This window comes from Escherichia sp. KTE52 (assembly GCF_000408325.1).
In the GTDB taxonomy this organism is placed as follows: domain Bacteria; phylum Pseudomonadota; class Gammaproteobacteria; order Enterobacterales; family Enterobacteriaceae; genus Escherichia; species Escherichia marmotae.
This window is the reverse complement of the sequence record NZ_KE138677.1, coordinates 510,140-536,662: the sequence shown is the minus strand read 5'-3', so window position 1 is coordinate 536,662 and position 26,523 is coordinate 510,140. Positions and strand designations below refer to the sequence as shown.

Here is a 26,523-nt window from a genome sequence, read left to right as displayed (position 1 = left end):
ATTAGGTGCCCGTGCCTGATGCGATGCCTGCGCATCTTATCTGGCCTACATCTGCATCAGGCATCCAGCCGTATTTACTCTACTTCCTGCCAGTTTTTTCGCTTGCTGGTTTTACCGATCCCCGGGTTCATACTGTTGGTCGGATCGTTCTCGCGATAAAACTTCTGCAGCGTCTCCGGTGCCTTATACAAATGACCAACGTTATGTTCGGCGGGATATTGTGCGCCGCGCTGCTGCAATAGTTCCAGCATCTGCTCCTTCAACGCATGCACATCCACACCTTTTTTAACGATGTAATCCTGGTGGAAGACGTAACACATAAAATGGCCGTAATAGAGTTTATGCACTAACTGGCTATCGATCTCCGGCGGCAAATGCTCATACCACTCGGTGTCATTACGACGCAGAGCGATATCCAGTGCCAGAATGTCTTCGACTTCATCGGAATGCACCGCCTGATAACGAATTGCCGCACCTGCTGCTGCGAAACGGTGCAAAAATGCTTTGCTGCCTTCCTCCGGCGTACAGACAAAGAAATCACCTTCCGCCTGTTTGAAATAATCCACCAGCCAGGATTTGGCTTCGCCAATGCCATCGCCCGCCATTTTTAACAGCAGATGATGTTCATATTTATCGCGCCAGCTTTTCATACGCGGTGGCAAATGGCTGGGGAACAGATGGCCGAATTTCTGCATCGCACGGTCGGTAAAATGCGGGCGGAAGAATTTTACTTTTTCCAGCATCGCATCGGTACGCCCTTTGATATTAAAGAAGAGTGGCATCTTGTCGGTGCCAAGTTTATCGATCATCAGGAAGGTGTCTTTGCCGTATTTTTCCGCGATATCGTAGATATCCCGGTGCATGTATTCCCCGGCAACCGGCAGATTTTCAAAATTGGCCAGAATATGGCGGCGGATTTCAGTCAGGACTTCCGGCTGATTGGTGCCGATATAAAACACCTGCTGATTTTTCTCTGCTGCGAAAGTGTCGAGACGTACCGCGAATACCGCCAGCTTACCGGCGCAGCCGGAGGCTTCAAACAGTCGATCCGGGTCAGCGTTATAACGTGCGGGGGTGTCGGCTTCGATGTCACGCACGCGGTGAACATAATCATAATCGTGGGCGTGGCGGCCATCGTGGCGTACATCATCATCTTTGATGCGATCGTCATCCAGTTTGCTGAGGATCTGCTCCGGCGTTTCGCCCAGATCAATCCCCAGATGGTTGACCAGCGTCAGTTTGCCGTTTTCATCAATGCGCGCGAACAACGACATTTCAGTATACGCCGGACCACGCTGTACCAGCGAGCCGCCGGAGTTGTTACAGATCCCCCCGATGACTGATGCGCCAATGCAGGATGAACCAATCACCGAGTGCGGTTCGCGCCCCAATGGTTTCAGGGCTTTTTCCAGCGAATAAAGCGTGGTGCCAGGATATGCCAGCACTTGCTCACCCTTGCCGAGAACGTGCAGTTTGTCGAGTCGCAGGGTGCTGATGATAACGATATCGCGATCATAATCGTTACCGTTTGGCGTGGAGCCTTCGGTCAGGCCGGTATTGGCGGCTTGCATCAGAATAATTTTGTCAGCGGTGACGCAGGCTTTCAGTACCCGCCACAACTCCAGTAGCGAGCCTGGGAAAACAACGGCCAGCGCGTCGCCCTGACCGGAGCGGAAGCCCTTGCGATAGCGGGCCGTTTTTGCGGGATCGGTGAGCAGGTGTGAATGACCCACCAGGCGGGCAAGTTCATTCAAAAAGGCTTTATTATCAGTTGTTGTCATGGAAGACATTTTCCACTCCTTGTGGTGGCGAAAAAACATCACAAACTAGAATAGCGCCTTGTACGACAATTCAGCGAGTGAATATTTTGAAAATTCAGACAATAAACAGAGCATTCTTTTTCTCTCTCCATCATGCTTATGGCAAACTACGGTTTTTGCACCATTTTCGCTGCCACGTCGGGCAACAGAGGAAGAAAAATCCATATGAAATGGCTATGTTCAGTAGGTATCGCGGTGAGTCTGGCCCTACAACCAGCACTGGCGGATGATTTGTTCGGCAACCATCCATTAACGCCCGAAGCGCGGGATGCATTCGTCACCGATCTGCTCAAGAAAATGACGGTTGATGAGAAAATTGGTCAGCTTCGTTTAATCAGCGTTGGCCCGGATAACCCGAAAGAGGCGATCCGCGAGATGATCAAAGATGGGCAGGTGGGGGCGATTTTTAACACCGTGACTCGCCAGGATATCCGCGCCATGCAGGATCAGGTGATGGAACTAAGCCGCCTGAAAATTCCTCTCTTCTTTGCCTACGACGTGCTGCACGGTCAGCGTACCGTTTTCCCGATTAGCCTTGGTCTGGCGTCCTCTTTTAACCTCGATGCAGTGAAAACCGTGGGGCGCGTTTCAGCTTATGAAGCGGCAGACGATGGCCTGAACATGACCTGGGCGCCGATGGTCGACGTCTCGCGCGATCCGCGCTGGGGACGAGCTTCCGAAGGTTTTGGCGAAGATACGTATCTCACCTCAATTATGGGTAAAACTATGGTTGAAGCGATGCAGGGCAAAAGTCCGGCAGATCGCTACTCGGTGATGACCAGCGTTAAACACTTCGCTGCTTACGGTGCGGTAGAAGGCGGTAAAGAGTACAACACCGTCGATATGAGTCCGCAGCGTCTGTTTAATGATTATATGCCGCCGTACAAAGCGGGGCTGGATGCAGGCAGCGGCGCGGTGATGGTGGCGCTGAACTCGCTCAATGGTACACCGGCAACTTCCGATTCCTGGTTGCTGAAAGATGTTCTGCGCGATCAGTGGGGTTTTAAAGGCATCACGGTTTCCGATCATGGTGCAATCAAAGAGCTGATCAAACACGGCACGGCGGCAGACCCGGAAGATGCGGTGCGGGTGGCGCTTAAGTCCGGTATCAATATGAGCATGAGTGACGAGTATTACTCGAAGTATCTGCCTGGTTTGATCAAATCCGGCAAAGTGACGATGGAAGAACTGGATGACGCCACTCGCCACGTGTTGAACGTTAAATACGATATGGGGTTGTTTAACGATCCGTACAGCCATCTTGGGCCGAAAGAGTCTGACCCGGCGGATACCAATGCCGAAAGCCGTTTGCACCGCAAAGAAGCACGTGAAGTGGCGCGCGAAAGCCTGGTGTTGCTGAAAAACCGTCTCGAAACGTTACCGCTGAAAAAATCAGCAACCATTGCGGTGGTTGGCCCACTGGCAGACAGCAAACGTGACGTAATGGGAAGCTGGTCGGCAGCAGGTGTCGTCGATCAATCCGTGACTGTGCTAACCGGGATTAAAAATGCCGTTGGTGAAAACGGTAAAGTGCTGTACGCCAAAGGTGCGAACGTTACCAGTGATAAAGGCATTATAGACTTCCTGAATCAGTATGAAGAAGCGGTAAAAGTCGATCCGCGCTCGCCGCAAGAGATGATTGATGAAGCGGTGCAGACCGCGAAACAAGCTGATGTGGTGGTGGCTGTGGTCGGTGAAGCTCAGGGGATGGCGCACGAAGCCTCCAGCCGTACCGATATCACCATCCCGCAAAGCCAGCGCGATTTGATTGCTGCCCTGAAAGCCACTGGTAAACCGCTGGTGCTGGTGTTAATGAACGGTCGCCCGCTGGCGCTGGTGAAAGAAGATCAGCAAGCCGACGCGATTCTGGAAACCTGGTTTGCCGGTACTGAAGGCGGGAATGCGATTGCCGATGTGCTGTTTGGCGATTACAACCCGTCTGGCAAGCTGCCGATGTCCTTCCCGCGTTCTGTCGGGCAGATCCCGGTTTATTACAGCCATCTGAACACGGGGCGTCCGTATAACGCCGACAAGCCAAACAAATACACTTCACGTTATTTCGATGAAGCAAACGGGGCGCTTTATCCGTTCGGTTATGGTCTGAGCTATACCACTTTCACCGTCTCTGATGTGAAACTTTCTGCGCCGACCATGAAGCGTGACGGCAAAGTGACCGCCAGCGTGCAGGTGACAAATACCGGCAAACGCGAAGGGGCGACGGTTGTCCAGATGTACTTGCAGGATGTGACGGCTTCCATGAGCCGTCCGGTGAAACAACTGAAAGGCTTTGAGAAAATCACCCTGAAACCGGGTGAAACCCAAACCGTCAGCTTCCCGATCGATATTGAGGCGTTGAAGTTCTGGAATCAGCAGATGAAATATGACGCCGAACCCGGCAAGTTCAACGTCTTTATCGGCACTGATTCTGCACGCGTTAAGAAAGGCGAGTTTGAGTTGCTGTAACTCTTTATGAAGGGCGCGACGTTTGCGCCCTTTGCCTGATGCGCTGCGCTTATCAGGCCTACAGGTTGCAAACACCCTGTAGACTGGATAAGGCGCTCACGCCGCATCCGGCAAGAAAACGCGGGCAGTATTTCCCTCTTCAGTATTTATCTGATTCTGCCACTGAATTCGTCCTGTCAGGCTAATCCCGTCATTATCAACTATGCTTTTTTCTTAATTCTCTGAAAACAACAGTAAAAGAATGAGGAAAGCATCATGCCACTCTCAAAGCTCCAGGCCGGTTCACTGGTTTTGATAGCCGCCGTGAGCCTGCCGCTACAGGCGGCTTCCCCCGTTAAAGTCGGTTCGAAAATCGATACCGAAGGCGCACTGCTCGGCAACATCATTTTGCAGGTGCTGGAAAACCACGGCGTTCCCACGGTAAATAAAGTCCAGCTTGGCACCACGCCAGTGGTGCGCGGGGCGATTACTTCGGGCGAACTGGATATTTACCCGGAATACACCGGCAATGGTGCTTTCTTCTTTAAAGATGAAAACGATGCGGCATGGAAAAACGCGCAACAAGGCTACGAGAAGGTCAAAAAACTCGATGCAGAGCAAAACCAGTTAATCTGGCTGACGCCCGCACCTGCGAATAACACCTGGACCATCGCCGTGCGTCAGGATATGGCAGAAAAAAACAAACTCACTTCGCTTGCCGATCTCAGTCGTTATCTGAAAGACGGTGGCACCTTTAAACTGGCGGCCTCGGCAGAGTTTATTGAACGCGCCGATGCGTTGCCCGCTTTTGAAAAAGCCTATGAATTTAAACTCGATCAGGAGCAGTTGCTGTCACTGGCAGGTGGCGACACGGCAGTGACGATTAAAGCCGCAGCCCAGCAAACGTCCGGCGTTAATGCGGCGATGGCCTACGGTACTGACGGCCCGGTAGCAGCGCTGGGGCTACAAACATTAAGCGATCCGAAAGGTGTCCAGCCAATTTACGCGCCTGCGCCAGTGGTGCGTGCGTCGGTGTTGAAAGAGTATCCGCAAATGGCGCAGTGGCTACAGCCTGTCTTCGCCAGCCTCGATGAAAAGACGTTGCAGCAATTGAATGCCAGTATTGCTGTAGAAGGGCTGGACGCGAAAAAAGTGGCTGCCGACTACCTGAAACAAAAAGGGTGGACGAAGTAATTTCCCGTGGCGCATCTTCGTATTAACTCTGTTCTGGCGTTGCTGCTGTTACTGATGGCAATAGCAGCGGCGTTGCCGTTTATCAGTTACGCACCTAACCGATTAGTTTCTGGTGAAGGTCGACAACTCTGGCAGTTGTGGCCGCAAACCATCTGGATGCTGGTGGGCGTTGGTTGCGCATGGCTGACTGCTTGTTTCGTTCCCGGAAGAAAAGGCAGCATTTTTGCTTTTCTCCTCGCGCAACTGGTGTTTATTTTGCTGGTATGGGGGGCAGGAAAAGCCGCGACGCAACTGGCGCAAAGTGGTAGCGCCCTGGCGCGTACCAGCCTCGGCAGTGGCTTCTGGCTGGCTGCGGCGTTGGCGCTGCTGGCCTGTAGCGATGCTATCCGGCGAATTTCCACGCATCCGCTATGGCGCTGGTTGCTGCATATTCAGATCGCCATTATTCCGTTGTGGTTACTGTTCTCTGGCACGCTTAACGATCTTTCGTTAATGAAAGAGTATGCCAACCGTCAGGATGTATTCGATGATGCACTGGCTCAACATCTGGCACTGCTGTTTGGTTCGGTACTGCCTGCGCTGGTTATCGGCGTACCATTGGGCGTCTGGTGCTACTTTTCCACCGCGCGGCAGGGGGCGATTTTTTCTTTACTCAATGTCATTCAGACCGTGCCTTCGGTGGCGCTGTTTGGTTTGTTGATCGCACCGCTTGCCGGACTGGCCGCTACCTTTCCGTGGCTGGGGACGCTCGGCATAGCAGGAACAGGCATGACGCCAGCATTGATTGCCCTAGTGCTCTATGCCTTGTTGCCGCTGGTGCGCGGCGTGGTAGTGGGCTTGAACCAGATCCCGCGCGATGTGCTGGAAAGCGCCAGAGCAATGGGCATGAGCGGGGGGCAGCGACTCCTTCATGTCCAGTTACCTCTGGCGCTGCCGGTATTTCTACGCAGTCTGCGGGTGGTAATGGTGCAGACCGTCGGTATGGCGGTGATTGCGGCGTTAATTGGCGCGGGCGGTTTTGGTGCGCTGGTTTTTCAGGGACTGTTAAGCAGTGCCATTGATTTAGTGTTGCTGGGGGTGATCCCGGTGATTGTACTGGCGGTGCTGATCGACGCGCTGTTCGATTTGGTTATCGCACTGCTGAAGGTGAAAAGTCATGATTGAATTTAGCCATGTCAGCAAACAGTTCGGCACGCAAAAGGCCGTTAACGATCTCAATCTCAATTTTCAGGAGGGGAGCTTTTCGGTGCTGATTGGCACGTCAGGCTCCGGTAAATCAACCACTCTGAAGATGATCAACCGCCTGGTGGAGCACGACAGTGGCGTGATCCGTTTTGCCGGAGAAGAGATTCGTTCGCTGCCAGTGCTGGAGCTGCGCCGCCGAATGGGCTACGCCATTCAGTCGATAGGTTTATTTCCCCACTGGAGCGTGGCGCAAAATATCGCCACCGTACCGCAATTACAAAAATGGTCGCGGGCGCGAATTGACGATCGTATCGACGAATTAATGGCGCTACTGGGGCTGGAGGCAAATTTACGCGAGCGTTATCCGCATCAGCTTTCCGGCGGTCAGCAGCAGCGCGTGGGGGTTGCCCGTGCACTGGCTGCCGATCCACAAGTCTTGCTGATGGATGAACCGTTTGGCGCACTGGATCCGGTAACGCGCGGCGCGTTGCAACAAGAGATGACGCGCATTCACCGTTTGCTGGGGCGCACCATTGTGCTGGTGACTCATGATATCGATGAGGCGCTGCGCCTGGCGGAGCATCTGGTGCTGATGGATCATGGTGAAGTGGTGCAGCAGGGCAATCCGCTGGCGATGCTTACCCGTCCGGCGAATGATTTTGTGCGCCAGTTTTTTGGTCACAGCGAGCTGGGCGTGCGCCTGTTATCGTTACGCAGTGTGACCGATTATGTGCGCCGCAACGAACGTGCTGAAGGTGAGGCGCTGGCAGAAGAGATGACGCTACGCGATGCACTCTCATTGTTTGTCGCCCGTGGCTGTGAAGTGCTGCCGGTGGTTAACGCTCAAGGCCAACCTTGCGGCACACTGCATTTTCAGGATCTGCTGATGGAGGCGTAATCGCATGAAAATAGTGCGCGATCCGCTTTTCTGGTTGATTGCCCTGTTTGTGGCGCTGATTTTCTGGCTGCCATACAGCCAGCCGCTGTTCGGTGCCTTATTCCCACAACTGCCGCGGCCTGTTTATCAGCAAGAAAGTTTTGCTTCCCTGGCGCTGGCCCATTTCTGGCTGGTGGGGATCTCAAGTTTGTTTGCCGTGGCTATTGGCGTCGGTGCAGGAATTGCGGTCACTCGCGCGTGGGGCGCGGAGTTTCGCCCGATGGTGGAAAACATAGCCGCCGTTGGGCAGACTTTTCCACCCGTAGCGGTACTGGCGATTGCCGTTCCGGTGATGGGGTTTGGTCTGCAGCCAGCGATTATTGCGCTGATCCTTTATGGTGTATTGCCCATCTTACAGGCGACACTTGCCGGACTGGGAGCGATTGATGATAGCGTGACAGACGTTGCCAAAGGTATGGGAATGAGCCGGAGTCAGCGATTGCGTAAAGTGGAGTTACCGTTGGCCGCACCAGTGATTCTGGCTGGCGTGCGGACTTCGGTGATTATCAACATTGGCACGGCGACCATCGCCTCAACGGTCGGGGCCAGCACGCTGGGAACGCCGATCATCATCGGACTTAGCGGATTTAATACCGCTTATGTCATTCAGGGGGCGTTGCTGGTGGCACTGGCGGCGATCATCGTAGACCGCCTGTTTGAACGGCTGGTGCAGCGACTTAGCCAGCACGCAAAATAAAGGTATAACCTGCGAGCATGACGCCACCGATACCGCCTAACGCCATCAACAGGAACAGGGTGATAACCCCAATTTTAGCTATGCGCATAATGCACTCCTTATGTTAACGAAAGGATTGTACAGTAAAGCGCATTTGTTAACGAATCATTAAATGCCAAGCGGAAAAATATCATGTCCTTGCTCTTGCCAGTGGGTAAGTTGCTGCTGCTGGGCGGGAGACTGGTTGTCACCGCACCATACCAATAATGTTCGGCCTTCGAACAGTTCCGGGCGTAGCTGATTGAGCGAGTGAGCGAGAACATCAATACGCCATCCCTGTTGGCTGGCGATCCAGCCTTCCAGCCACAGGCGGGTGGTGTCCTGAATATTCCAGCCGACGACCAGCGCATCTTTGCCCTGTTTTTTACGTGCCGAGGCCAGACAAATGGCGATGTAGTTGATCAACACGCCATCAAGGATCGCCAGCAACGTCTGGAGGGTTGGCTGCTGACACTGAAGCCGTCGGCGCAGAGGAATAAACAGATGTGTGGTGAGGGTCTGAGCGGGATAATCCTGACCGCGCTCTTTGATCCACATTCGCAGACTTTGCAGATTGCCGCTTTGCAGGTAATTAAGCAGAGTTTCTTGCTGATCGCGCCAGCCGTTCTGCACATCAACATTTTCATTACTGAGTAGCATTTTGACTTTGCTCACCTGCACGCCGTTGTCGATCCAGCGTTTGATCTCCCGGATCCGGTCGATATCCGCATCGTTGAACAGGCGATGACCGCCGTCGGTCCGCTGTGGTTTCAGCAATCCGTAACGTCTCTGCCACGCGCGTAACGTGACAGGATTGATATCACAAAGCAACGCCACTTCACCAATTGTGTAAAGCGCCATCCATCCTACCACCCTTGCTCGCGAGGTCCCGGTTTAACTTTAGACGTAGTTTTGCGAACCAGGTAGTTTTGCCCGTTTTTTGTTCATCTTCAGGGTGATTTTGTTTTTGCCAGATTGTTTTGAGTGATCGTAATCACGAATTCTCATTTTTCTGCAAGAGTTCAAAGAAAGTTAAACGCAGGCAATGTATGTTACGCATGTTTAAGGGATCTGTGGTTTGCGGGTATGTACGATTTTAATCTGGTGTTGCTGCTGCTTCAGCAGATGTGCGTTTTTCTGGTTATCGCGTGGTTAATGAGTAAAACGCCATTATTCATACCATTAATGCAGGTCACGGTTCGTCTGCCGCATAAATTTCTCTGCTATATCGTCTTTTCCATCTTCTGCATCATGGGCACCTGGTTCGGGCTGCACATTGACGATTCTATTGCCAACACCCGGGCGATTGGCGCGGTGATGGGCGGCTTACTGGGCGGCCCGGTGGTGGGCGGGCTGGTTGGTCTGACCGGCGGGTTACATCGTTACTCGATGGGAGGCATGACCGCGCTGAGTTGCATGATCTCGACCATCGTCGAAGGTTTGCTCGGGGGGCTGGTACACAGCATCCTGATCCGTCGCGGGCGCACCGATAAAGTCTTTAATCCGATTACCGCAGGTGCTGTTACATTCGTCGCGGAAATGGTGCAGATGCTGATTATTCTGGCGATTGCCCGACCTTATGAAGACGCCGTGCGTCTGGTGAGTAATATCGCTGCGCCGATGATGGTAACCAACACCGTGGGCGCGGCGCTGTTTATGCGCATTTTGCTTGATAAGCGCGCGATGTTTGAAAAATACACTTCGGCTTTTTCTGCCACGGCGCTGAAAGTGGCAGCCTCGACAGAAGGGATTTTGCGCCAGGGCTTTAATGAAGTGAACAGCATGAAAGTGGCGCAAGTGCTCTATAAAGAGCTGGATATTGGGGCGGTGGCGATTACCGATCGTGAGAAACTGCTGGCGTTTACCGGAATTGGCGATGATCACCATCTGCCCGGTAAGCCAATCTCTTCTACGTACACCTTAAAAGCGATAGAAACCGGCGAAGTGGTGTACGCCGACGGCAACGAAGTGCCTTACCGTTGTTCTCTGCACCCGCAGTGCAAGTTAGGTTCAACGCTGGTTATTCCATTGCGTGGCGAAAATCAGCGGGTGGTGGGAACCATCAAATTGTATGAAGCGAAAAACCGCCTGTTCAGTTCGATCAACCGCACGCTGGGTGAGGGGATCGCACAACTCCTTTCGGCGCAGATCCTCGCCGGGCAGTATGAGCGGCAAAAAGCGATGCTTACGCAGTCGGAAATCAAGCTGTTACACGCCCAGGTGAATCCCCATTTCCTGTTCAATGCGCTTAATACCATTAAAGCGGTGATCCGCCGCGACAGTGAGCAGGCCAGTCAACTGGTGCAGTATCTTTCTACTTTTTTCCGCAAAAACTTAAAGCGGCCTTCGGAGTTTGTTACTCTCGCTGACGAGATTGAACATGTGAACGCTTATCTGCAAATTGAAAAGGCGCGTTTTCAGTCGCGCTTGCAGGTCAATATTTCTATTCCGGAGGAATTATCCCAGCAGCAGTTGCCCGCGTTTACCCTACAACCGATAGTCGAAAACGCCATTAAACATGGGACATCGCAACTACTGGATACCGGGAGAGTGGCAATTAGCGCGCGCCGTGAAGGGCAACATTTAATGCTGGAGATCGAAGATAATGCCGGTTTGTATCAACCGGTAACCAATGCCAGCGGGCTGGGGATGAATCTGGTGGATAAGCGTTTACGTGAACGGTTTGGCGATGACTATGGGATCAGCGTCGCCTGTGAGCCTGATAGTTACACCCGAATAACGTTACGACTGCCATGGAGGGATGAGGCATGATTAGAGTCTTAATTGTCGATGATGAACCGTTAGCACGGGAAAACCTGCGCGTATTTTTGCAAGAGCAGAGCGATATTGAAATCGTCGGTGAGTGTTCAAACGCCGTGGAAGGGATTGGCGCGGTGCATAAACTGCGCCCGGATGTGCTGTTTCTCGATATCCAGATGCCGCGCATCAGTGGTCTGGAAATGGTGGGGATGCTCGACCCGGAACATCGTCCATATATCGTTTTTCTGACTGCGTTTGATGAATACGCCATTAAAGCCTTTGAAGAACATGCTTTTGATTATCTACTGAAGCCGATTGATGAAGCGCGGCTGGAGAAATCCCTGACCCGCCTGCGTCAGGAACGCAGCAAGCAGGATGTTTCCTTGTTGTCGGAGAATCAGCAAGGACTGAAATTTATCCCTTGTACCGGTCACAGCCGTATTTATTTGCTGCAAATGAAAGATGTGGCATTTGTCAGCAGTCGGATGAGCGGTGTTTACGTCACCAGTCACGAAGGTAAAGAGGGCTTCACTGAACTGACTTTACGCACCCTGGAGAGTCGTACGCCGCTACTGCGTTGTCATCGGCAGTATCTGGTTAACCTCGCGCATTTGCAGGAGATTCGTCTGGAGGATAACGGCCAGGCGGAGTTGATTTTGCGTAATGGCTTAACCGTTCCGGTCAGCCGTCGTTATCTGAAAAGTTTAAAAGAGGCGATTGGCCTGTAAAAGACTGCTAAAATGGCTTTTTGCCTCATCAACACCTGAAGGCCTCATGCTAAGTAACGATATTCTGCGCAGCGTGCGCTACATTTTAAAAGCCAATAATAACGACCTGGTGCGTATTCTCGCGCTGAGCAATGTTGAAGCTACCGCCGATCAGATCGCTATCTGGCTGCGTAAAGAAGACGAAGAGGGATTTCAACGTTGCCCGGACATTATTTTGTCTTCATTCCTGAATGGCCTGATTTATGAAAAACGCGGCAGGGATGAGTCTGCACCGGCACTGGAGCCGGAACGTCGTATTAATAACAACATTGTGCTGAAAAAATTGCGCATCGCGTTTTCGCTGAAAACCGATGACATTCTGGCGATCCTCACCGAACAGCAGTTCCGTGTTTCCATGCCGGAAATTACTGCAATGATGCGCGCACCGGATCATAAAAACTTCCGCGAATGCGGTGATCAATTCTTGCGTTATTTTCTGCGAGGGCTGGCAGCGCGCCAGCATGTGAAGAAAAGCTAAGACGGATATGGCGGCCATGTAAGAACATGGCCGCCGACAGATTATTTCACTTCTTTAAAGCCTGCGGCTTTCATCACCAGTTCCATTTGCGCCATAGTGATGCCTTTTTTGGCATCTTCAGCAGAAATGTTGATGCCAGAAATACCCTGCAGGGCTTTAAAATCAACTTTCTCCATATCGATAGTTACGTTTTCCTGTGCGTAAGTATCTGTAAAAGTTAATTTTTCTTCAACGCCAGCAATGTTTTTATATTTTGCGCTTAACGGCTCAAGCGTTTTAGCTGCATCTTCTTTGTTAGCCGCACCGATGGATGCGAACTGAATTTTAGTTTCTGAAGATTGCTTAAGTACCTTGTCGCCTTTGTAGACATAGGTAATGGCAATTTCAGTACCGTTCAGATTGGCACTAAATTTCTTTGATTCTTCTTTGTCACCACAGCCAGCGAGAGAGAAAACCAGAACAGATGCAACAACGAGGGAAAACAGCTTGTTGAAAGCCTTCATGTAAAACTCCATTTTATCAAGATCAGAAAACTGGTGACTCTCACCAGGGCGCTATAGAATATTCTTTATACCTCGTCTTGAGCAGTCCGGAAATGGAGTAGAACTCTTAATAAAAAGCATTTTTCCCCCCTTGTTGCCCGAGCATCAGTAACAACTGTTCGCAGAGTAAAACGCAGTTGTTTAATGTTTCACCCAGAGCCTCTCCCTCTGTAGTACGCAATTGATTCAACAAATGTGCCAGCCGGTAAAAGCCCGCCCCGGTCAACTCATTTACCAGCAAGCCGACCTGACTGATGACACTTTGCCCCTGATAGCGCCAGCCGTTATGTAGCACCTGAATTAATAATGACTGGCAGCGCATCAACAACTGAGGTGCGGTGGACGGCACAGGAAGAACGCTGGCGGAAGGTAGCGGTGCCACAGACGCAGTTTCTGCATCCAGCGCCCAGGCGCGAGATTGCGTCATCATCACCCGTGGCTCCAGCGTTAACTGTCCTTCGGTAAAACTGACGAATCCAGAAACCAGACACACGGGATCATCTTGCTGGCGTAACAGGGACGCCATGCGTTCAACGGCAAAGGGTGAGCTGGCAGAGGCTGGCAGTGATAACGTCAGAATATTATCTTCGCCTTCGCCACTGATTACCTGCGCATCCAGTGTCTGGCGGCTGCTGTCCCAGCCAAGTGAAATACACTCAGCCACAGGCAGAATAAATAAATTATCCACCTGATTAAGCGGGCGAACGGAGACTGGCGGGCGCTGGCGTAAGTATTCCCGTAACGCTACGATTCCCGGCTGGCGCAGTGGTGCACTCAGCATTTGCCACGCATCCGGAGACAGTGGAACGACGCTGCTTAAGCGGTTGCGCGTACCTAACAACAGCTCACCTTCGGCACTGCGTTTCGCTGCTTGTGAGACGATTTGCCCTCCCGCCAGCGCCCCTGCCTGAAAGGTAAATAGCCGACGCGTTGCCGCAGGCGCGTTTTCCTGTTCACTTCTCGGCCAACTGCGTGAAAGGTGTAAAATACTACCGGTGTCGGGGTCGGTGAACCAGATCCGTAAACCATACTGTTGGAAGTCTTGCCAGCTACGCATACCTAATGACACCAGCCGCAGATGATCCAGTTTTGCTTCTCCGGCAATCCCTGCGCCAACGACCGTGCGCCACGGCATGGGCGGTACTTCACCGACACAGTCACGTCGTACCATCTCTTGTGCACTGGCTAACCGACTGTTTAATGCTGCAAGCTGGCGCAAACATTCTCCTGCGTGATAGTGGCTGGCGCGGGCGTGGAACGCATCAACGCTGGCACGCAGTTGCCGTAGCGATTCACTTACCCATCGCCAGTTGCAGGCTTCTGCCGCTTGCCGGGCGCGGCTGAATGCTGCCTCGTAATGAATTAACGGCTGGCTGATCCCCCCCAGCCATAACGCGTAACTTAATTGCTGGACATATTTACGACAGGCTTTGCCCTCATCGCTGGCAAATGGATCGTCATTTGATGCGATTTGTTCGCTGCGCATCTGCCAGAGCAAATGAGAAAATTCTGCCTGCTGTGCTTTGGCCTGGACGAATGCCTGCACTGCCAGTACCACGTGTTCGCACAGCGTTCCTTCAATGCAATCACAACGGGCGAAACGAATACTGCTGCGGGAATAAAAACGCACATCGCTCATCGGTAAGCGGGCAGAGGGAATTTCGCCTGGCGCGCAGAACAGTTCAATAGTTATACCTTTGGCGGCGAGGGATTGTGCGCGTTTGTGCGTGGCAGTGGGCAGGGTAGTCAGTTCTTCCAGCCAGATTGCCGGGGGCCATTCCTCTGCTTTTTCCGTGGGCTGAGGGGTAGCACAAAGTCGCTGATAACTTAACACCAACATCACGCGATGGCGGCACATGCCGCTGGCCCCGCAGCTACACTGGGCCTCTTTCAGAGCCTGACCGTTTGCCAGTTGGCTGCGTGTACCGTCACTGAAAGTGGCGATCAGTGTGCCGCTCTCATGGCTAATTTCTGGGATATTGCCATTTTCCAGTTCCTTAAGGCTGCGCTTAACAAAACCGGCATTACTTAACGCTGTCAGTGCCTGTGGCGTCAGTTCTAATAATTCCGGGCGTAGTGAATTCATGACTGAAGATTCTCCGCCAGCCAGGAAGCCAGTTCACCCGGCGTCATGGCAGCTATTTGTGCACCGACATTGACCAATGCCTGGGCCATATCCCGGTCATAACAGGGGGTTGCTGTGCTGTCGAGCGCCGCCAGCCCCAGCACCTTGATGCCGCTTTGAACACACTGCTTCACCTGGTGGATGAGTGATGACGATGTTCCGCCTTCATAAAAATCGCTTACCAGAACAATCACGCTTTTACCTGGTTGTTCAATAAGTTGACGGGCGTACTCCACTGCACTGGCGATATGCGTTCCACCGCCCAGTTGCACTTTCATTAATAACTCTACCGGGTCGGCAACGTCGGCAGTGAGATCTACGACGCTGGTATCAAATGCCACCAGATGGGTGCGAATGCCGGGTAATTGCCATAAACAGGCCGCCATCACTGCTGAGTGGATCACTGAATCAACCATCGATCCGCTTTGATCGACCAGTAAAACCAGTTGCCATTGTTCACTATGGCGCTTAATGCGACTGTTAAAGCGGGGTGATTCGATATACAACTTGCCGCGTTTGGGGTCCCAGTGCTGCAGGTTGGCCCGCAGGGTACTTTTGAAATCGAAATTGCGCGCCAGGGGAATATGCGAGCGGCGACGGCGGTCACGCACACCAGAAAAAGCCTGACGAACTTCTTTGGCCAGCCGCGCCATAATTTCTTCAACAACCTGGTGCACTATCTTGCGAGCGGCTGCCAGCACCTCGGGATTCATCAGATGTTTAGTGTGCAATACGGCGCGTAGCAGGCTTTCGGAAGGTTGCATACGTTCCAGCACTTCAATATTTGTCACCACATCTTCTATGCCGTAGCGCAGCACGGCGTCGCTTTCCAGTCGCTCAATTACCTGCTGTGGGAAGAGCGTGTGAATATCATTGATCCACTCGGGCGTTGTGAGAGTTGAACTGCCCAGCCCTCCGTGCCGTTCACCGCGTTGAATGCGCTCAGGATCGCGCCCGTATAGCCACTCCAGGGCGTGGTCTATCCGTCGGGCGTTGCCATCAAGACCGCAAAGGGTAGTTTCAGCCGCTTCACCAAGAATCAATCGCCAGCGCTGTAGCTCACGGGTAGTCAGAAGGTCGTTCAGTTCAGACATGGAAAACTCCCCAGTGTTGCAGTGACGCCAGTGCCTGCTGTTCCAGTTGTTGATGATGAGCAATGGTTTGCGGTGGACAATGTAACGGCATTTGCAGTGCCGGGACGGGGAGCTGCGGCAGTTGGTAATGCTCAAGCACCTGATGCGCCAGCGCCCCGCGTTCTCGAGGCGGTAGCCAGGCCATCGCTGCACGTAAATCGGGCAGAGCGTTAATAAAATCGGCGTCGCTAAGTTGATTCAAATGAGTGCTGAAACCGGCGATAAATGCAGGCTGAGAAGCCAGTTGATGGCGAGCCAGCGCCAGCAAACCATGTAGGGCTTCGCCTGACTCAGTCGGGGATAATTGCGCCAGCATATCCAGTGCGCTTTCGGCACTGGCGTTGGGATGTTCCAGACGCATCAGCGCACCGAGAGCCGCGCCGCGATCCAGCGCCGTGGCATGAATCGCCTGACTACGGCGCTCCAGTAAGGCCAGGGCGGCGGAAAGCGAAACACCTGGCAGTTGAATGCCACAATGGAGATCGCGCAGGATATGGCACAGCGCCTGCCAGCTATGCAAATGGGCGTGAAATTCTTTTTCGTCCGGCCTGCCGTTGGATTCACATAACCACAACGTTCGATCTATCGCCGCACACAGTGTGGTTTGCAGTATTAGCGCCCCTTGCATACCGCCAGTCTCATCCAGACGCCACAAGGCATAAAGCACTTCCAGCGCCTGACCCATTTCGGCAAACTGATTTTCCTGGGCGATTAATAATGTGAGTTGCTCCAGTAATTGCTGACTGAAGGACTCCAGACCAGCTAACGCCGCCTGGCTAAGACATGTGGTGATGTTGCCGATTCCTCCTGTGTCCAGCATATCGGCTTCTAATTTATTGCGTGCGGCTTCCAGGAGTGTGGCACCAAAGCAGGCGGCCTCAATCAATGCCGCATGTTGGCTAAGCGGCAGGGTTAATTTCCATTGTTCTTCACCGTTACCCGCAAGCGTCAGTGTACTTCCCTGCTGGCGCACTATCCCCGGGATCTCCAGTATCGCCAGCCGATGCAACACCTGACTTTGTACCAGCCCGCAGGGGGTAAAGCGATTTAACGCCAGGTTGGACGGAAGAGTGATTTCGGTACGTTCCAGTTCAGACGTGACATCTTTTGGCAGCGGCGGTTGTGGCGTGGAGGGGGCTAGTTTACCGAATCTGGCACCCGCTAATGTGTCTATCAACGTTAGCAGAATTGGATCGGTATCGGGATGAATGATCCCGCGATAGCTCCACGGCAACGGCGCGTTTAATGCCTCTTTAATAAGCGATCCGGCTAATGCATCCAGCCAGTCACTGCGTAGCGGCAATCTGTGACCGCGCAATTGTGCCAGTGCCATCGCATGTAGATGCGCGGCAGCCATATCAGCGGTAGATGCGGGTAAGTGGTGCTGGCGCAAACGGGTAAGAATCGTTTTAAGTAACAGCTCACCTGCGCGTTGCAAACCAAATTTCCAGCACCAGTTTTGCCAGACCGGAGCAGGCATTCCTGAAAGGTATCCCGCCAGCACATCAAGGCGCTTTTCACTGTATGGCGTCAGATAACAACCGGTCACTGCATCCGGTAATGAGGGTAGCCTGGGTTTTCTCTCTTCCTGAGAATATTGGCGCCACAATTTTTCCAGTGCAGGGGCATGCCAGCCACCGCAGACGACTAATACATTGCCGTTGTTTTGCTGCATCGCCCAGGCAATCCAGCGGGCCATAAAGGCTTCGCGCTGGCGATTTACCGAATCACCCGCATCATTACCACGAAGTTGCACAAAGTATTGCGCCAGAGCGGATTGAAGTGTGGACTGCTGGCTTTCATCTTCGAACAGGTGATCCCACAGGGTATCGCTGTTATCCATACTGGTAGCGAGTAGCAGTAAGGCCTGATGGTCATTAGCCGCAACAGGTTCATCTTCATCTTCTTCACTCTGTGCCCAGCAAGGTAAATCGATAAACCAGGTTTGTGCCTGGATGCTGCGGGCAGCATGTAGCGCCTGCCACTCAGGTGAAAACTCGGCAAATGGGGTCCAGGCACCGCGCCCTGGGGCAACACCGTCCTGATACTGACAATAACTGTATATGGCTACCGGAAGCTGGTGGACTAAAAACAGTTCATCTACCCGGTCATTAAAATCGGCCGGTCCTTCAATCAACACGTATCGCGGTTGCTTGCTTTCAATTAGCGATTTCACCAGACGGGCGCAGGCCGGACTATGGTGCCGGATGCCGACAATTAACGGCTCACTCATGCATCTTTCCTCACGGCAGGCGGTGGCGAGCCTGGTAATAAGCCTGCCAGTGAGCTTCTTTGTGTGTGGCAACGCGCTGTTCAAAGTAACGGCGCAGACGAGCGCGATCTTCTTCGTTGTCTTTGACGATGGTGCCAGCAATACAGTCCACCAGATCGGCAGGTTCACCCGCGCGATTTGCTAAAAACCAGGCGCGGACGCCCACGGCGTGCGCTACGTTAACGGCTTCGGCGGTGGACATAATGGCCGTCAGGGTATCCATTGACGTTTTCTTCTCACCGTTGGCCCGCAGATCGCGGAACGTGCGTACCAGCAGCTCCAGTACTGCGTCAGGCACCCTATGCGGAATGCCACTATGGGCCAGTAAACGCGCTGACGCACTGGCGACCAGTTCCAGTTCCTGGGCGAAATCCATAATCGGAAAGACGGTTTCAAAATCGAAGCGACGCTTGAGCGCGGCGCTCATTTCATTGACGCCGCGATCGCGGGTATTGGCGGTGGCAATAATGTTAAAGCCTTCGCGAGCATAAAGCTGGCTTTCTTCACCGGCCAGTTCCGGCACCGTCATCACCCGATCAGAAAGCATGCCTAACAGACAGTCCTGCACTTCCAGCGGTGTACGCGTTATCTCTTCAAAACGGACGATTTTGCCATCGCGCATGCCTTGATAAAGTGGAGCCGGGACAAGCGCTTCTGTTGACGGACCGTGGTTGATAAGCAGAGCGTAGTTCCAGCCGTACTTGATTTGGTCTTCGGTGGTTGATGCGCCGCCCTGAATGGTTAAACCGGCATCGCCGCTAATGGCCGTTGCGAGCAATTCAGAAAGGAGAGATTTGGCCGTACCCGGTTCCCCGACCAGCATTAAACCGCGCCCGGTGGCGAGAGTCACTAACATGCGTTCAATAGCAGAAGGGCTTATTACGACTTTACGGCTGATGTTTTTCGTCTCATCACCAAGAATAAAAGCACGCGCTGCAGGCAAACTTAACTGCCAACCGGGCGGGCAAGGTGCGTTATCATTTTGTTTTAATTTTGCCAGTTCATCGGCGTATAACACAGCGGCAGGCGGACGCTGCAGATGATTATTCTGCGGTGACATATATTCATCCCTGAAATGTATTAATGAAATAAACGATATTTTACGCGCAATAACTGTTTGGCGCATTAGTTGTTTGAGCGGAAAATAGTAATAAAATATCTGGAAAGCAGATCACAGGAAATAAAAAAACCTGCAGGTGAGGCAGGTTTTTTTATTTCCTACTTTCAGGCCCAACACCGCAGCCTGTGCAACATCGTGTTCCAACGAACGAATTATAACCACCGCTGGACCCCGTTGCAATTAAGATAATGAGATTTATAATCCTGACTGTTGGGACGTTGCGCCGGATCGAACCCATTTCAAGTCCTGGCTACCGGACGGGTGGTGCTGCAGGTGGTGCCCTGATCCGGAGTGCAACATCGTGGTCCAACATACGTAAACCAGTATCGACAGGCAGTGTAAGGGTAAGGTGCTGGTGTTGCGCTCCTTAATAAGGAGAGCGGATGGACACGCTGACACGAAAGTTAACCGTGCTCATTGCCGTACTGGAGCTATTAGTGGCTCTGTTACGGTTGATTGATTTGTTGAAGTAACGGGAAAATTGAAACGCATCTAAGGGGGAATACCGCTTCCTCCTTTAATAAACTATTATTCTATTTACTGGTTGAATATATTCTATAGTTCACCATTAAAAATTTCCATTATAGTTTCTGGTGATTTACCTCGTAATTTTCGCTCATCAATAAACTCATCTCTTATATAAATCAACGCATCATTTATTAGCGTGTCTGCATCTTCTTGTTCACGTTGGTTAAATATTGGACGTGGCCGGAATCGTTCCAGTCGATAGACCGTTCCAGTAAATAATTGGGCGTACTTATGGATTGCAAGTCGGAAGGAAAAGGGTTCTTCGGGATCAATAACCTGATAGTCGTAAACAGCGACCAGTTCACTTTGCACGATCATGGATTTTCTCAGTTGTCAGATAGCGGGCAGTTCTGTTACTACCCGCAGTGTGTTAGTGAAAAATGATGTCCGGCGTACTTAAGGCTTCACTCAAATCAAATACATCGAGTTCAGCAAAAGTGACAGATTGATTGTCACGATATACTCGAAGAGAACGGAAGCTCATTAGCGCTTTGCTATCAACATTGTAGTGGTTAAAACCGGGTGAAAACTCAAGCACCAGACGATACTCACCTAAGCCATAGATAAATTCGTCTTCATCCCCTGATGCCCAGCCCTTGTAACGCATCCCCATCAGTTGCCCAACGGTAGCGGATTTACCTTCCCAGCGAGTCAGGCTGTTACTGGTTGACTCGTCAGGTGTGAGCAGCACCGTGCGCCGCGCCAACTGGCGAAAAGGCGGCATAATTTCGTAATCGGCAAAAAGTTGTGCAAATTCACAACGCATTTCTGTTGGCATTTCTAACGGGTGCGCAATGCCAATCAGGCAATCTGGAGGTAGATCAATAACATCGTCCTGGGCATTACAGAATTCCCCCTCTACGGCCACGCGAAATGCATTAAGTAAACGACGCGGTTCATTTGCCGGATAAACGCCCCATATTAATCGCTGGGTAACCAGGCGGGTAAAGGGATGATTAACAAACAGAGTATGAAAATCTGCCAGCGACCAGCGTCGGGTGGTGCGCAGGGCAGTTTCAAGACGCGGGAGCAGGTTTTTGCTCACCTGAGTGGCATCTTTTTTTAGCCCTTTTAGTCGGGCCAGTGCCTCGGGCGCTTTCAGTTGATCGTCATCGGCTCGCAAACGGGGAACGCTTTTCTGGCGAACGTTTTGCTGATCATAGATAACCGGGTTGAGGTTTTCATCGAAGCGAACGGTAAACTGCCGTGGACCAAAATCAAAAATCAACGCCTGTGGATCATCAAGGCCCAGTGTTGGGACTAATCTGTCCGCTAACTCTTCCTGGCTTAGCCCGCGATTTTCTGCGACCACCTGAAGAAATTCCGCCGCGTTATCACGTAAGGGGCGGGATTTCGCCCGTTGCGATATATGATGCAGTTGTATCAGCGCCATATCATTATTCATCAGGGTAAGTATATTCAGACCACTGACAGCACGGGCAGATTTGCCCTCTTGTGGCCAGGCGAGGATCTGTGTCGTCAGAGCCCGTGCCGTGCTTTCGTCGCCAAAGAGACTTAACGCCAGAAATGCCCAGTTGTCTTTTGCGGGGGCACCAGCTTGTTGCCATGCGGTGAAGAGATCCCAGGCAAAAGCGGCCAGCGTTTGCGGCTGGCAGAACGCTTTCAGTTGTTCCAGCCCGCTATAAAAACGTCCACCCCGGGTAAAGCGCAGCATTTCGCCGATAATTTCCAGAGCGTCATTAGTAACAGGCTGATTATTCGTGATAAGTCGCGGCCTGGACCACATTGCCGGATGCCAGAAATCCGGGGCTTTCGGAATGCGCGGAGGGTAAATTTCCAGTGGGTTCTGTATAAGCAATTGCTCCAGGGCAGGCCACACATCAACACGCTGCCAGCGGTTTGCCACGGTTTGCAGCAACTCGCCATGTCCCTGTTCGTACAGTAAACGCAGGGCAAGTAATGCGGCTTCGCTATTATCGCTGGGTTTAGTGAAGACGAGAGGAATAAGTGCGGTAGCCGTATGTTCTGGCCATTGTAAAATCCACTGGCGTGCCAGATTACGCTGAGTGGTAAAACGGTGCCAGACGCGAGCAACGGGTAGCGCCAGTTCGGTAGCGCCGAAATTTAAAATTAACGGAAATGTTTCTTTTGGACGATGTGAAAAAGCCAACAACAGGCCGGGTAATGCATCCAAACCGAGGATGCTGAGAAAATAGTTTTCACCCGCGAACAGATGCTTTTTCTCATTGATACGCAGCCAGAAAGTCACTGCCATCTCACGCGGAAGCAGTGCCAATAAATACAGATTCCAGACACTCTTTTCCTGATGATAAGGCGAATGATTGTCCTTTTCCCAGATGTCAATTAACGTTTCAACGTCGCCGCTGCGAAGCGCCTGTTCTGCTGATTTTGCTTCCGGAGAATGCCAGCCATTGTAGATTTCCTCGACTCTGCCCTGGTAGTAATGCCACTGAAGCACTAATGATTCGCGCGCCGCATCCAGTTTGCCGGGCAGTATATAATTCAGGAACAGCCATACATCATCCCCAAAACCCAGCTCCTGTAGTACAACCCGACTACTTTTTCGTTCCATGCGTTCCGCAAGTGATTCCGTGCTGAAATAACGGGCAGACTCTGTGGTGGCAAGCCTCTCTTGCTCGCCCGGTTGCCAGTAGACTTGTGACGTTAATTCGAGCGGAACCAAATCAAGACGTGGTTGCGGCGATTTTTTCTTACTACGCCACGGAGGTGAAACCAAAATTTCAGGCAGAGCACTGCTATCAGGGCTATCAATGGCAGATTTCGGCGGCACGGATAAAAAACTATTCAGCACGGTTTGTGCTTTTGTACTTAGCCTGGGCTTCACTTCATCTGCCAGTTGTGGCTGCGATGTAATCAATGTTTGCAACAGATTACGCCAGTATTGATCACGTGCTTTTTGCTGTGCGGGCAGTTTTTTGTCTTCAATAATCGGATAACCGGGGCGAGCAGGTGGTGCTTCCAGCGCGATAAGTTCTGCCAGTGCAGTGAGCGTTGCATGGGGGAAATTTTTACTGTATTTGGCAACACGCTGCAGGCTGGGTTTATTTTTATCAGCCACCAGTAGCAAGATGCGGATGACCAGCGGGTGGTTTATTTGTACCAGCAGGCTGCCACAGTCTTCTTTATGAGCATACATCGCCAGGCGGGGAACGGCTGCAATTCCCTGTTCGCGTAAAAGGGCCGCGCAGGCAGCGTAACCGAAGTGGTTTTCATGCGACATATAATTGGCTTCACGATCGCTAAATACGTCCAGGCTCCAGTATCGTTCGAGTTTTTTTACCGCCGTATTATCAGTAGCAACGACCTTTAACCACTCCTTTGAGTAAAAACTCGTTGATGGGCTTTCAAGGCTGGCAAGCTCATTCGCTATATCTGGTTTTTCCGGAAGCAGCAGCGCAATAAAAGGGCGGCGAACTATGGGGATCTCTGGCAGTGCGGCAATGAGTTTGTCGGCACAACGCTGCCAGCAATTTTCCTCTGCCAGTGAAAGATGTTTACGCAGACGAAAATCGAAATTGCTATAAGTCTCTGAGCGATAGCCATAGCCCGTATTCTCGTTCGGTGTCATTAAACACACTGTTGATGGATCAGCATGATAACTCTGTACAATGAACTGACGCGCTATCACCACATCCGTCGCATATTCCAGCCCATATTTTTGCACGATTTCATCAAGTAACTGCTGGCTATCATTTTTCTCGATACAGATCAGAGCCGCCATTGTAAAGGCTGGGATTGACGGTTTATGCTCACCAATCAAATTGATCGCCTGCTGGATGGCGGACTGCCACTCCAGTGAACATTTATCGTAATGCCAGGTGATATTTTGCTTCTTGCCTGCTTGTTGTAGTAATTCATCTCCTAATGTCTGAATGAGACTTTCAGTGACAGCGGGCACCGGTTCGCCCGGCCAGCGGCGATGGCTTAGCGGCGTTTTGCCTTTTTTAAATTTCAGTTCCAGTTGCGCGTCGTCCGCCAGCCACAGTAATTCCTTGTTCATGTTCTTTCCTTATTCAAACAGTGCTTCGATGTCGTTAATCAACTCGCTGGCGGTGATGGCATCGAGCACGGAGAACAGTGCTTCCTGTGCAGAATTTCTTCCCCAGCCATAACTCTCTGCTTTTCCATCCCATAACCATAATTTGCTTAAGAGTTGCTCAGCGCTGAGTTCGACTGGCGACATGCCTACAGCAAAACCTTCATCGATTTCCATGATTAACGACCAGCGGCCCAGAGGTTTGATCATCCAGCCGATCCAGCCTGCATCCTGCGGTTCGCCACGCAACCAGCCTTTATTTGCCAGCCCCATCACCCGACCGCTCGGGCATTTTCTGCCTGTCCAGCGGGTCAGTTCGCTGGCATTGCGTTCGGCTTCTGTCAGGGTGTAACTGTTACGATCAAGCTGGCGGAATGGCGGTAACAGTTCGTAGTCGGCAAAAAGCTGACCAAAAGCGGCGACATCCGTCGGTGATATTTCCAGAACGTGAGGGATACCAATCGCTATATCACCTTCTGGGAGAGTGAAGAGATCATCGTCAGCGGTGCTGTAGCTGTTATCTTCCGCCACGCGGAAACAGGCCTGCAACTGGTTGTCGGTGTTATACGCGCCCCAAATCAGGCGACGGGTTAGGTGGCGAACCAGCGGATGCTCAACCAGGAAGAGTTGAAAGTTTTCCGCTGCCCAGCGGCGGCGCAGGCACATGGCTGATTCCAGCCTTGCTACCTGTTGAGCGGCGACGGTACGGGCATCTTTTTTCAGCAGTTTAAAGCGGTTAACGGCATCGGCAGCCAGCGTTTTATCATCGCTTTTGTTCGGTTTGGGCAGGTCTTTCAGGCGACTGCCGGACGCATCGCGCACAAACGGTTTTAGGGTTTCATCAAAGCTGACGGTGAACTGGCGCGAGCCGAAATCCAGCAGCAGGGAGCCGTTATCATCCAGCCCCAAATCCGGGGCTAACCGGTCTTCAAGTTCTGCTACCGTCAGTTCGCGGCTTTCGGCAATGCTGGCAATTTTTTCTTTTGCCCGCTCCTGCAATGCTTTGAATTTCAGCTTCTGGGCGATACCGTTAAGTTGCATCAGGGCAATGTCACTGCCGATAGCGGCGAGAATATCCAGCCCGACGGTGGCGCGTTTATGCTGGGATTCGCCAGGCCAGACGCGAATAAGCGGCGTTAGTTTGCGGGCGGTGTCATCGTTACCGAGAACACCTAACGCACTGAATGCCCAACTCTCTTTCGACGGTGCGCCAGCAGTCTGCCAGGCGATAAACAGATCCCAGGCAAATTCAGCCAGTGAGTCTGGGGTACAGGCATCTTTCACCTGTAATAATCCCGGATACAGTGCTTCTTCCTGAGGGAAGCGAAGCATTTCACCGAGGTGGAGGAGGGCGTTATCTGGTAATATCTTGCTACTATTTTTTAGTACCGGGCGTGTCCATAACGAAGGTTGATAAAATAGCGGTAAAGAGGGAATTTTCGCCGGGTATTTAGCCAAAGGACTGTTGTCGTCATTTTTATTTCGAACCACCCACGGCGGCGAGACTAACACCGTTGGCAGAATTTCTGAGTTTGCGAAATCTTCATCGCGACTATTCAGCAATTGTTGGCATTGATGTACTAATTTCGCAGCTTGTGACGATAGCCATTGGCCTAATTTTTCGACCAATAAAGGATTTGCATTAAGTAGTGAAACCAGCAAAGTATGTTTACGTTGATCGTCATTTTTTATTAATGCTTCGGCTAATGCCGCTATTGTGGCAGAAGGAAAACTTTCGGCACTTTTTATCAGTCGGTCATAACAACGTTTATTATAATCTGCGGCGTCTATGAGTCCCGTAACAGCCAGCGGATGATTGATACATTTCAGTACGTCACCGCAATTATCTTCTCCAGCATAGGGAAGCAGGCGAGTAAGAGCCTTGATGCCTTGTTCTCGCAGTACAGTGGCAGACCAACTTCTTCCAAATACATTAGTATCCTGATATGGCTCTAATATTTCCAGTATTTGTGGATCTGTCGCTACAAGTTTTAACATTTCCAGTTGTGGAATGTTCATCACTTGATGCAACTGGCGTGCGATATCATGGGCCACTTCGGGTATTTCAGGTATTAAAATGGCAATTAACGGCTGGCGATAGAGTGATATATGCGGCAACGCAACGAGTAATTTGGCAATGCAATTTTGCCAGATTTCCTCTTCAGTCAGCGATAAATGTTTACGCAGACGTAAACTAAAGTTGTCTCTATTCCTTCTATAGTTATTCTGGCTGTAATCTGAATTATTAATAAAGAAGGTCAAATGTTCCTTTTTATAATCAAAATCGAAATCAATTTGCCACCAGTAGATGACAGTTTCAGTTGCGTATTCAATACCGAAGGTGCTTACAATTTCATCCAACAACTCGGATGAGGTTTCATCATTCCAGCTTTGACAAAAACAAATTTCCAGTAAGGTAAGTACAGCCATAGTACGTGCAGACATCTCAGGCTTTCGTGCATTAAT

Annotated in this window: 18 protein-coding genes and 1 pseudogene; 8 read left to right on the top strand and 11 right to left on the bottom strand. The window is 51.6% G+C overall.

Going from position 1 to position 26,523, the window contains the following annotated elements; all coding sequences use genetic code 11:
* Nucleotides 1–74: 74 nt before the first annotated feature.
* Entirely contained in the window at nucleotides 75–1,790 is a 1,716-nt protein-coding gene (gene dld, locus A1SC_RS14550; RefSeq protein WP_000097358.1) for a D-lactate dehydrogenase, read from the bottom strand.
* A 195-nt stretch (nucleotides 1,791–1,985) separates the two neighbouring features.
* Between dld and bglX the strand changes: the two genes are divergently transcribed.
* The 5 genes from bglX (at nucleotide 1,986) to A1SC_RS14575 (ending at nucleotide 8,275) form a co-directional block, all read left to right on the top strand.
* Complete coding sequence (bglX, locus tag A1SC_RS14555) at nucleotides 1,986–4,283, top strand: beta-glucosidase BglX (RefSeq protein ID WP_016248961.1); 2,298 nt, start codon at nucleotides 1,986–1,988, stop codon at nucleotides 4,281–4,283.
* Nucleotides 4,284–4,538: 255 nt separating this feature from the next.
* Entirely contained in the window at nucleotides 4,539–5,456 is a 918-nt protein-coding gene (gene osmF / locus A1SC_RS14560; RefSeq protein ID WP_001131224.1) for a glycine betaine ABC transporter substrate-binding protein OsmF, read from the top strand.
* Between the two features lie 6 nt (nucleotides 5,457–5,462).
* Nucleotides 5,463–6,620, top strand: a complete 1,158-nt coding sequence (locus A1SC_RS14565) for an ABC transporter permease (RefSeq protein WP_000940766.1) — start codon at nucleotides 5,463–5,465, stop codon at nucleotides 6,618–6,620.
* Nucleotides 6,613–7,539 carry a glycine betaine ABC transporter ATP binding protein YehX gene (yehX, locus tag A1SC_RS14570; RefSeq protein ID WP_000569388.1) on the top strand — a complete coding sequence of 309 codons (927 nt, stop codon included), beginning with the start codon at nucleotides 6,613–6,615 and terminating at the stop codon, nucleotides 7,537–7,539. Before A1SC_RS14565 ends, yehX begins: the two co-directional genes overlap by 8 nt.
* A gap of 4 nt (nucleotides 7,540–7,543) precedes the next feature.
* Nucleotides 7,544–8,275, top strand: coding sequence for an ABC transporter permease (locus A1SC_RS14575; RefSeq protein WP_001516698.1), 732 nt, complete (start codon nucleotides 7,544–7,546; stop codon nucleotides 8,273–8,275).
* Here the strand turns inward: A1SC_RS14575 and A1SC_RS14580 are convergent.
* Both A1SC_RS14580 and mlrA read right to left on the bottom strand, forming a co-directional pair.
* The gene (locus A1SC_RS14580) at nucleotides 8,256–8,363 is read right to left on the bottom strand and encodes a protein YohO (RefSeq protein ID WP_001216965.1); all 108 of its coding nucleotides are present in this window, start codon (nucleotides 8,361–8,363) and stop codon (nucleotides 8,256–8,258) included. The two genes, A1SC_RS14575 and A1SC_RS14580, sit on opposite strands and share 20 nt — an antisense overlap.
* A gap of 59 nt (nucleotides 8,364–8,422) precedes the next feature.
* Nucleotides 8,423–9,154 carry an HTH-type transcriptional regulator MlrA gene (mlrA, locus tag A1SC_RS14585; RefSeq protein ID WP_001240391.1) on the bottom strand — a complete coding sequence of 244 codons (732 nt, stop codon included), beginning with the start codon at nucleotides 9,152–9,154 and terminating at the stop codon, nucleotides 8,423–8,425.
* A 225-nt stretch (nucleotides 9,155–9,379) separates the two neighbouring features.
* On the opposite strand from mlrA, the gene btsS reads away from it, so the two are divergent.
* From btsS to A1SC_RS14600, 3 genes are read left to right on the top strand one after another with little or no spacing between them, the layout of a single operon-like run.
* A complete protein-coding gene (btsS, locus tag A1SC_RS14590) occupies nucleotides 9,380–11,065 on the top strand; it encodes a two-component regulatory system sensor histidine kinase BtsS (protein WP_001516697.1) in 1,686 nt (561 codons plus the stop codon).
* Nucleotides 11,062–11,781, top strand: a complete 720-nt coding sequence (gene btsR / locus A1SC_RS14595) for a two-component system response regulator BtsR (protein ID WP_001516696.1) — start codon at nucleotides 11,062–11,064, stop codon at nucleotides 11,779–11,781. Before btsS ends, btsR begins: the two co-directional genes overlap by 4 nt.
* A gap of 46 nt (nucleotides 11,782–11,827) precedes the next feature.
* Nucleotides 11,828–12,298: a YehS family protein gene (locus A1SC_RS14600; protein ID WP_001516694.1), complete on the top strand. Its 471-nt coding sequence runs from the start codon at nucleotides 11,828–11,830 to the stop codon at nucleotides 12,296–12,298.
* A 41-nt stretch (nucleotides 12,299–12,339) separates the two neighbouring features.
* On the opposite strand, the gene A1SC_RS14605 is transcribed toward A1SC_RS14600, so the two are convergent.
* The 8 genes and pseudogenes from A1SC_RS14605 to A1SC_RS26200 all read right to left on the bottom strand — a co-directional run.
* Nucleotides 12,340–12,801, bottom strand: coding sequence for a YehR family lipoprotein (locus A1SC_RS14605; RefSeq protein ID WP_001516693.1), 462 nt, complete (start codon nucleotides 12,799–12,801; stop codon nucleotides 12,340–12,342).
* A 106-nt stretch (nucleotides 12,802–12,907) separates the two neighbouring features.
* Complete coding sequence (locus A1SC_RS14610; RefSeq protein WP_016262142.1) at nucleotides 12,908–14,926, bottom strand: SWIM zinc finger family protein; 2,019 nt, start codon at nucleotides 14,924–14,926, stop codon at nucleotides 12,908–12,910.
* Entirely contained in the window at nucleotides 14,923–16,059 is a 1,137-nt protein-coding gene (locus A1SC_RS14615) for a vWA domain-containing protein (RefSeq protein ID WP_001292790.1), read from the bottom strand. The genes A1SC_RS14610 and A1SC_RS14615 overlap by 4 nt, the downstream gene beginning before the upstream one ends.
* A complete protein-coding gene (locus tag A1SC_RS14620; protein WP_016262141.1) occupies nucleotides 16,052–18,331 on the bottom strand; it encodes a DUF5682 family protein in 2,280 nt (759 codons plus the stop codon). The genes A1SC_RS14615 and A1SC_RS14620 overlap by 8 nt, the downstream gene beginning before the upstream one ends.
* Before the next feature lie 10 nt (nucleotides 18,332–18,341).
* A complete protein-coding gene (locus A1SC_RS14625) occupies nucleotides 18,342–19,430 on the bottom strand; it encodes an ATP-binding protein (protein WP_001516689.1) in 1,089 nt (362 codons plus the stop codon).
* Between the two features lie 615 nt (nucleotides 19,431–20,045).
* Nucleotides 20,046–20,336 carry a hypothetical protein gene (locus A1SC_RS14630; protein WP_016262140.1) on the bottom strand — a complete coding sequence of 97 codons (291 nt, stop codon included), beginning with the start codon at nucleotides 20,334–20,336 and terminating at the stop codon, nucleotides 20,046–20,048.
* A gap of 52 nt (nucleotides 20,337–20,388) precedes the next feature.
* Nucleotides 20,389–24,021 (bottom strand): DUF4132 domain-containing protein YehI, encoded by a 3,633-nt coding sequence (gene yehI, locus A1SC_RS14635; protein ID WP_016262139.1) that lies wholly within the window; start codon nucleotides 24,019–24,021, stop codon nucleotides 20,389–20,391.
* 9 nt (nucleotides 24,022–24,030) lie between these two features.
* A pseudogene (locus A1SC_RS26200) lies at nucleotides 24,031–25,518 on the bottom strand (DUF4132 domain-containing protein); the annotation flags it as partial.
* Nucleotides 25,519–26,523 lie beyond the last annotated feature (1,005 nt).

What these genes read in the sequence shown, in the direction of transcription:
- dld (WP_000097358.1), bottom strand. Translation starts at nt 1,790, where the DNA reads ATGTCTTCCATGACAACAACTGATAATAAAGCCTTTTTGAATGAACTT.
- bglX (WP_016248961.1), top strand. Translation starts at nt 1,986, where the DNA reads ATGAAATGGCTATGTTCAGTAGGTATCGCGGTGAGTCTGGCCCTACAA.
- osmF (WP_001131224.1), top strand. Translation starts at nt 4,539, where the DNA reads ATGCCACTCTCAAAGCTCCAGGCCGGTTCACTGGTTTTGATAGCCGCC.
- yehX (WP_000569388.1), top strand. Translation starts at nt 6,613, where the DNA reads ATGATTGAATTTAGCCATGTCAGCAAACAGTTCGGCACGCAAAAGGCC.
- A1SC_RS14575 (WP_001516698.1), top strand. Translation starts at nt 7,544, where the DNA reads ATGAAAATAGTGCGCGATCCGCTTTTCTGGTTGATTGCCCTGTTTGTG.
- A1SC_RS14580 (WP_001216965.1), bottom strand. Translation starts at nt 8,363, where the DNA reads ATGCGCATAGCTAAAATTGGGGTTATCACCCTGTTCCTGTTGATGGCG.
- mlrA (WP_001240391.1), bottom strand. Translation starts at nt 9,154, where the DNA reads ATGGCGCTTTACACAATTGGTGAAGTGGCGTTGCTTTGTGATATCAAT.
- btsS (WP_001516697.1), top strand. Translation starts at nt 9,380, where the DNA reads ATGTACGATTTTAATCTGGTGTTGCTGCTGCTTCAGCAGATGTGCGTT.
- btsR (WP_001516696.1), top strand. Translation starts at nt 11,062, where the DNA reads ATGATTAGAGTCTTAATTGTCGATGATGAACCGTTAGCACGGGAAAAC.
- A1SC_RS14600 (WP_001516694.1), top strand. Translation starts at nt 11,828, where the DNA reads ATGCTAAGTAACGATATTCTGCGCAGCGTGCGCTACATTTTAAAAGCC.
- A1SC_RS14605 (WP_001516693.1), bottom strand. Translation starts at nt 12,801, where the DNA reads ATGAAGGCTTTCAACAAGCTGTTTTCCCTCGTTGTTGCATCTGTTCTG.
- A1SC_RS14610 (WP_016262142.1), bottom strand. Translation starts at nt 14,926, where the DNA reads ATGAATTCACTACGCCCGGAATTATTAGAACTGACGCCACAGGCACTG.
- A1SC_RS14615 (WP_001292790.1), bottom strand. Translation starts at nt 16,059, where the DNA reads ATGTCTGAACTGAACGACCTTCTGACTACCCGTGAGCTACAGCGCTGG.
- A1SC_RS14620 (WP_016262141.1), bottom strand. Translation starts at nt 18,331, where the DNA reads ATGAGTGAGCCGTTAATTGTCGGCATCCGGCACCATAGTCCGGCCTGC.
- A1SC_RS14625 (WP_001516689.1), bottom strand. Translation starts at nt 19,430, where the DNA reads ATGTCACCGCAGAATAATCATCTGCAGCGTCCGCCTGCCGCTGTGTTA.
- A1SC_RS14630 (WP_016262140.1), bottom strand. Translation starts at nt 20,336, where the DNA reads ATGATCGTGCAAAGTGAACTGGTCGCTGTTTACGACTATCAGGTTATT.
- yehI (WP_016262139.1), bottom strand. Translation starts at nt 24,021, where the DNA reads ATGAACAAGGAATTACTGTGGCTGGCGGACGACGCGCAACTGGAACTG.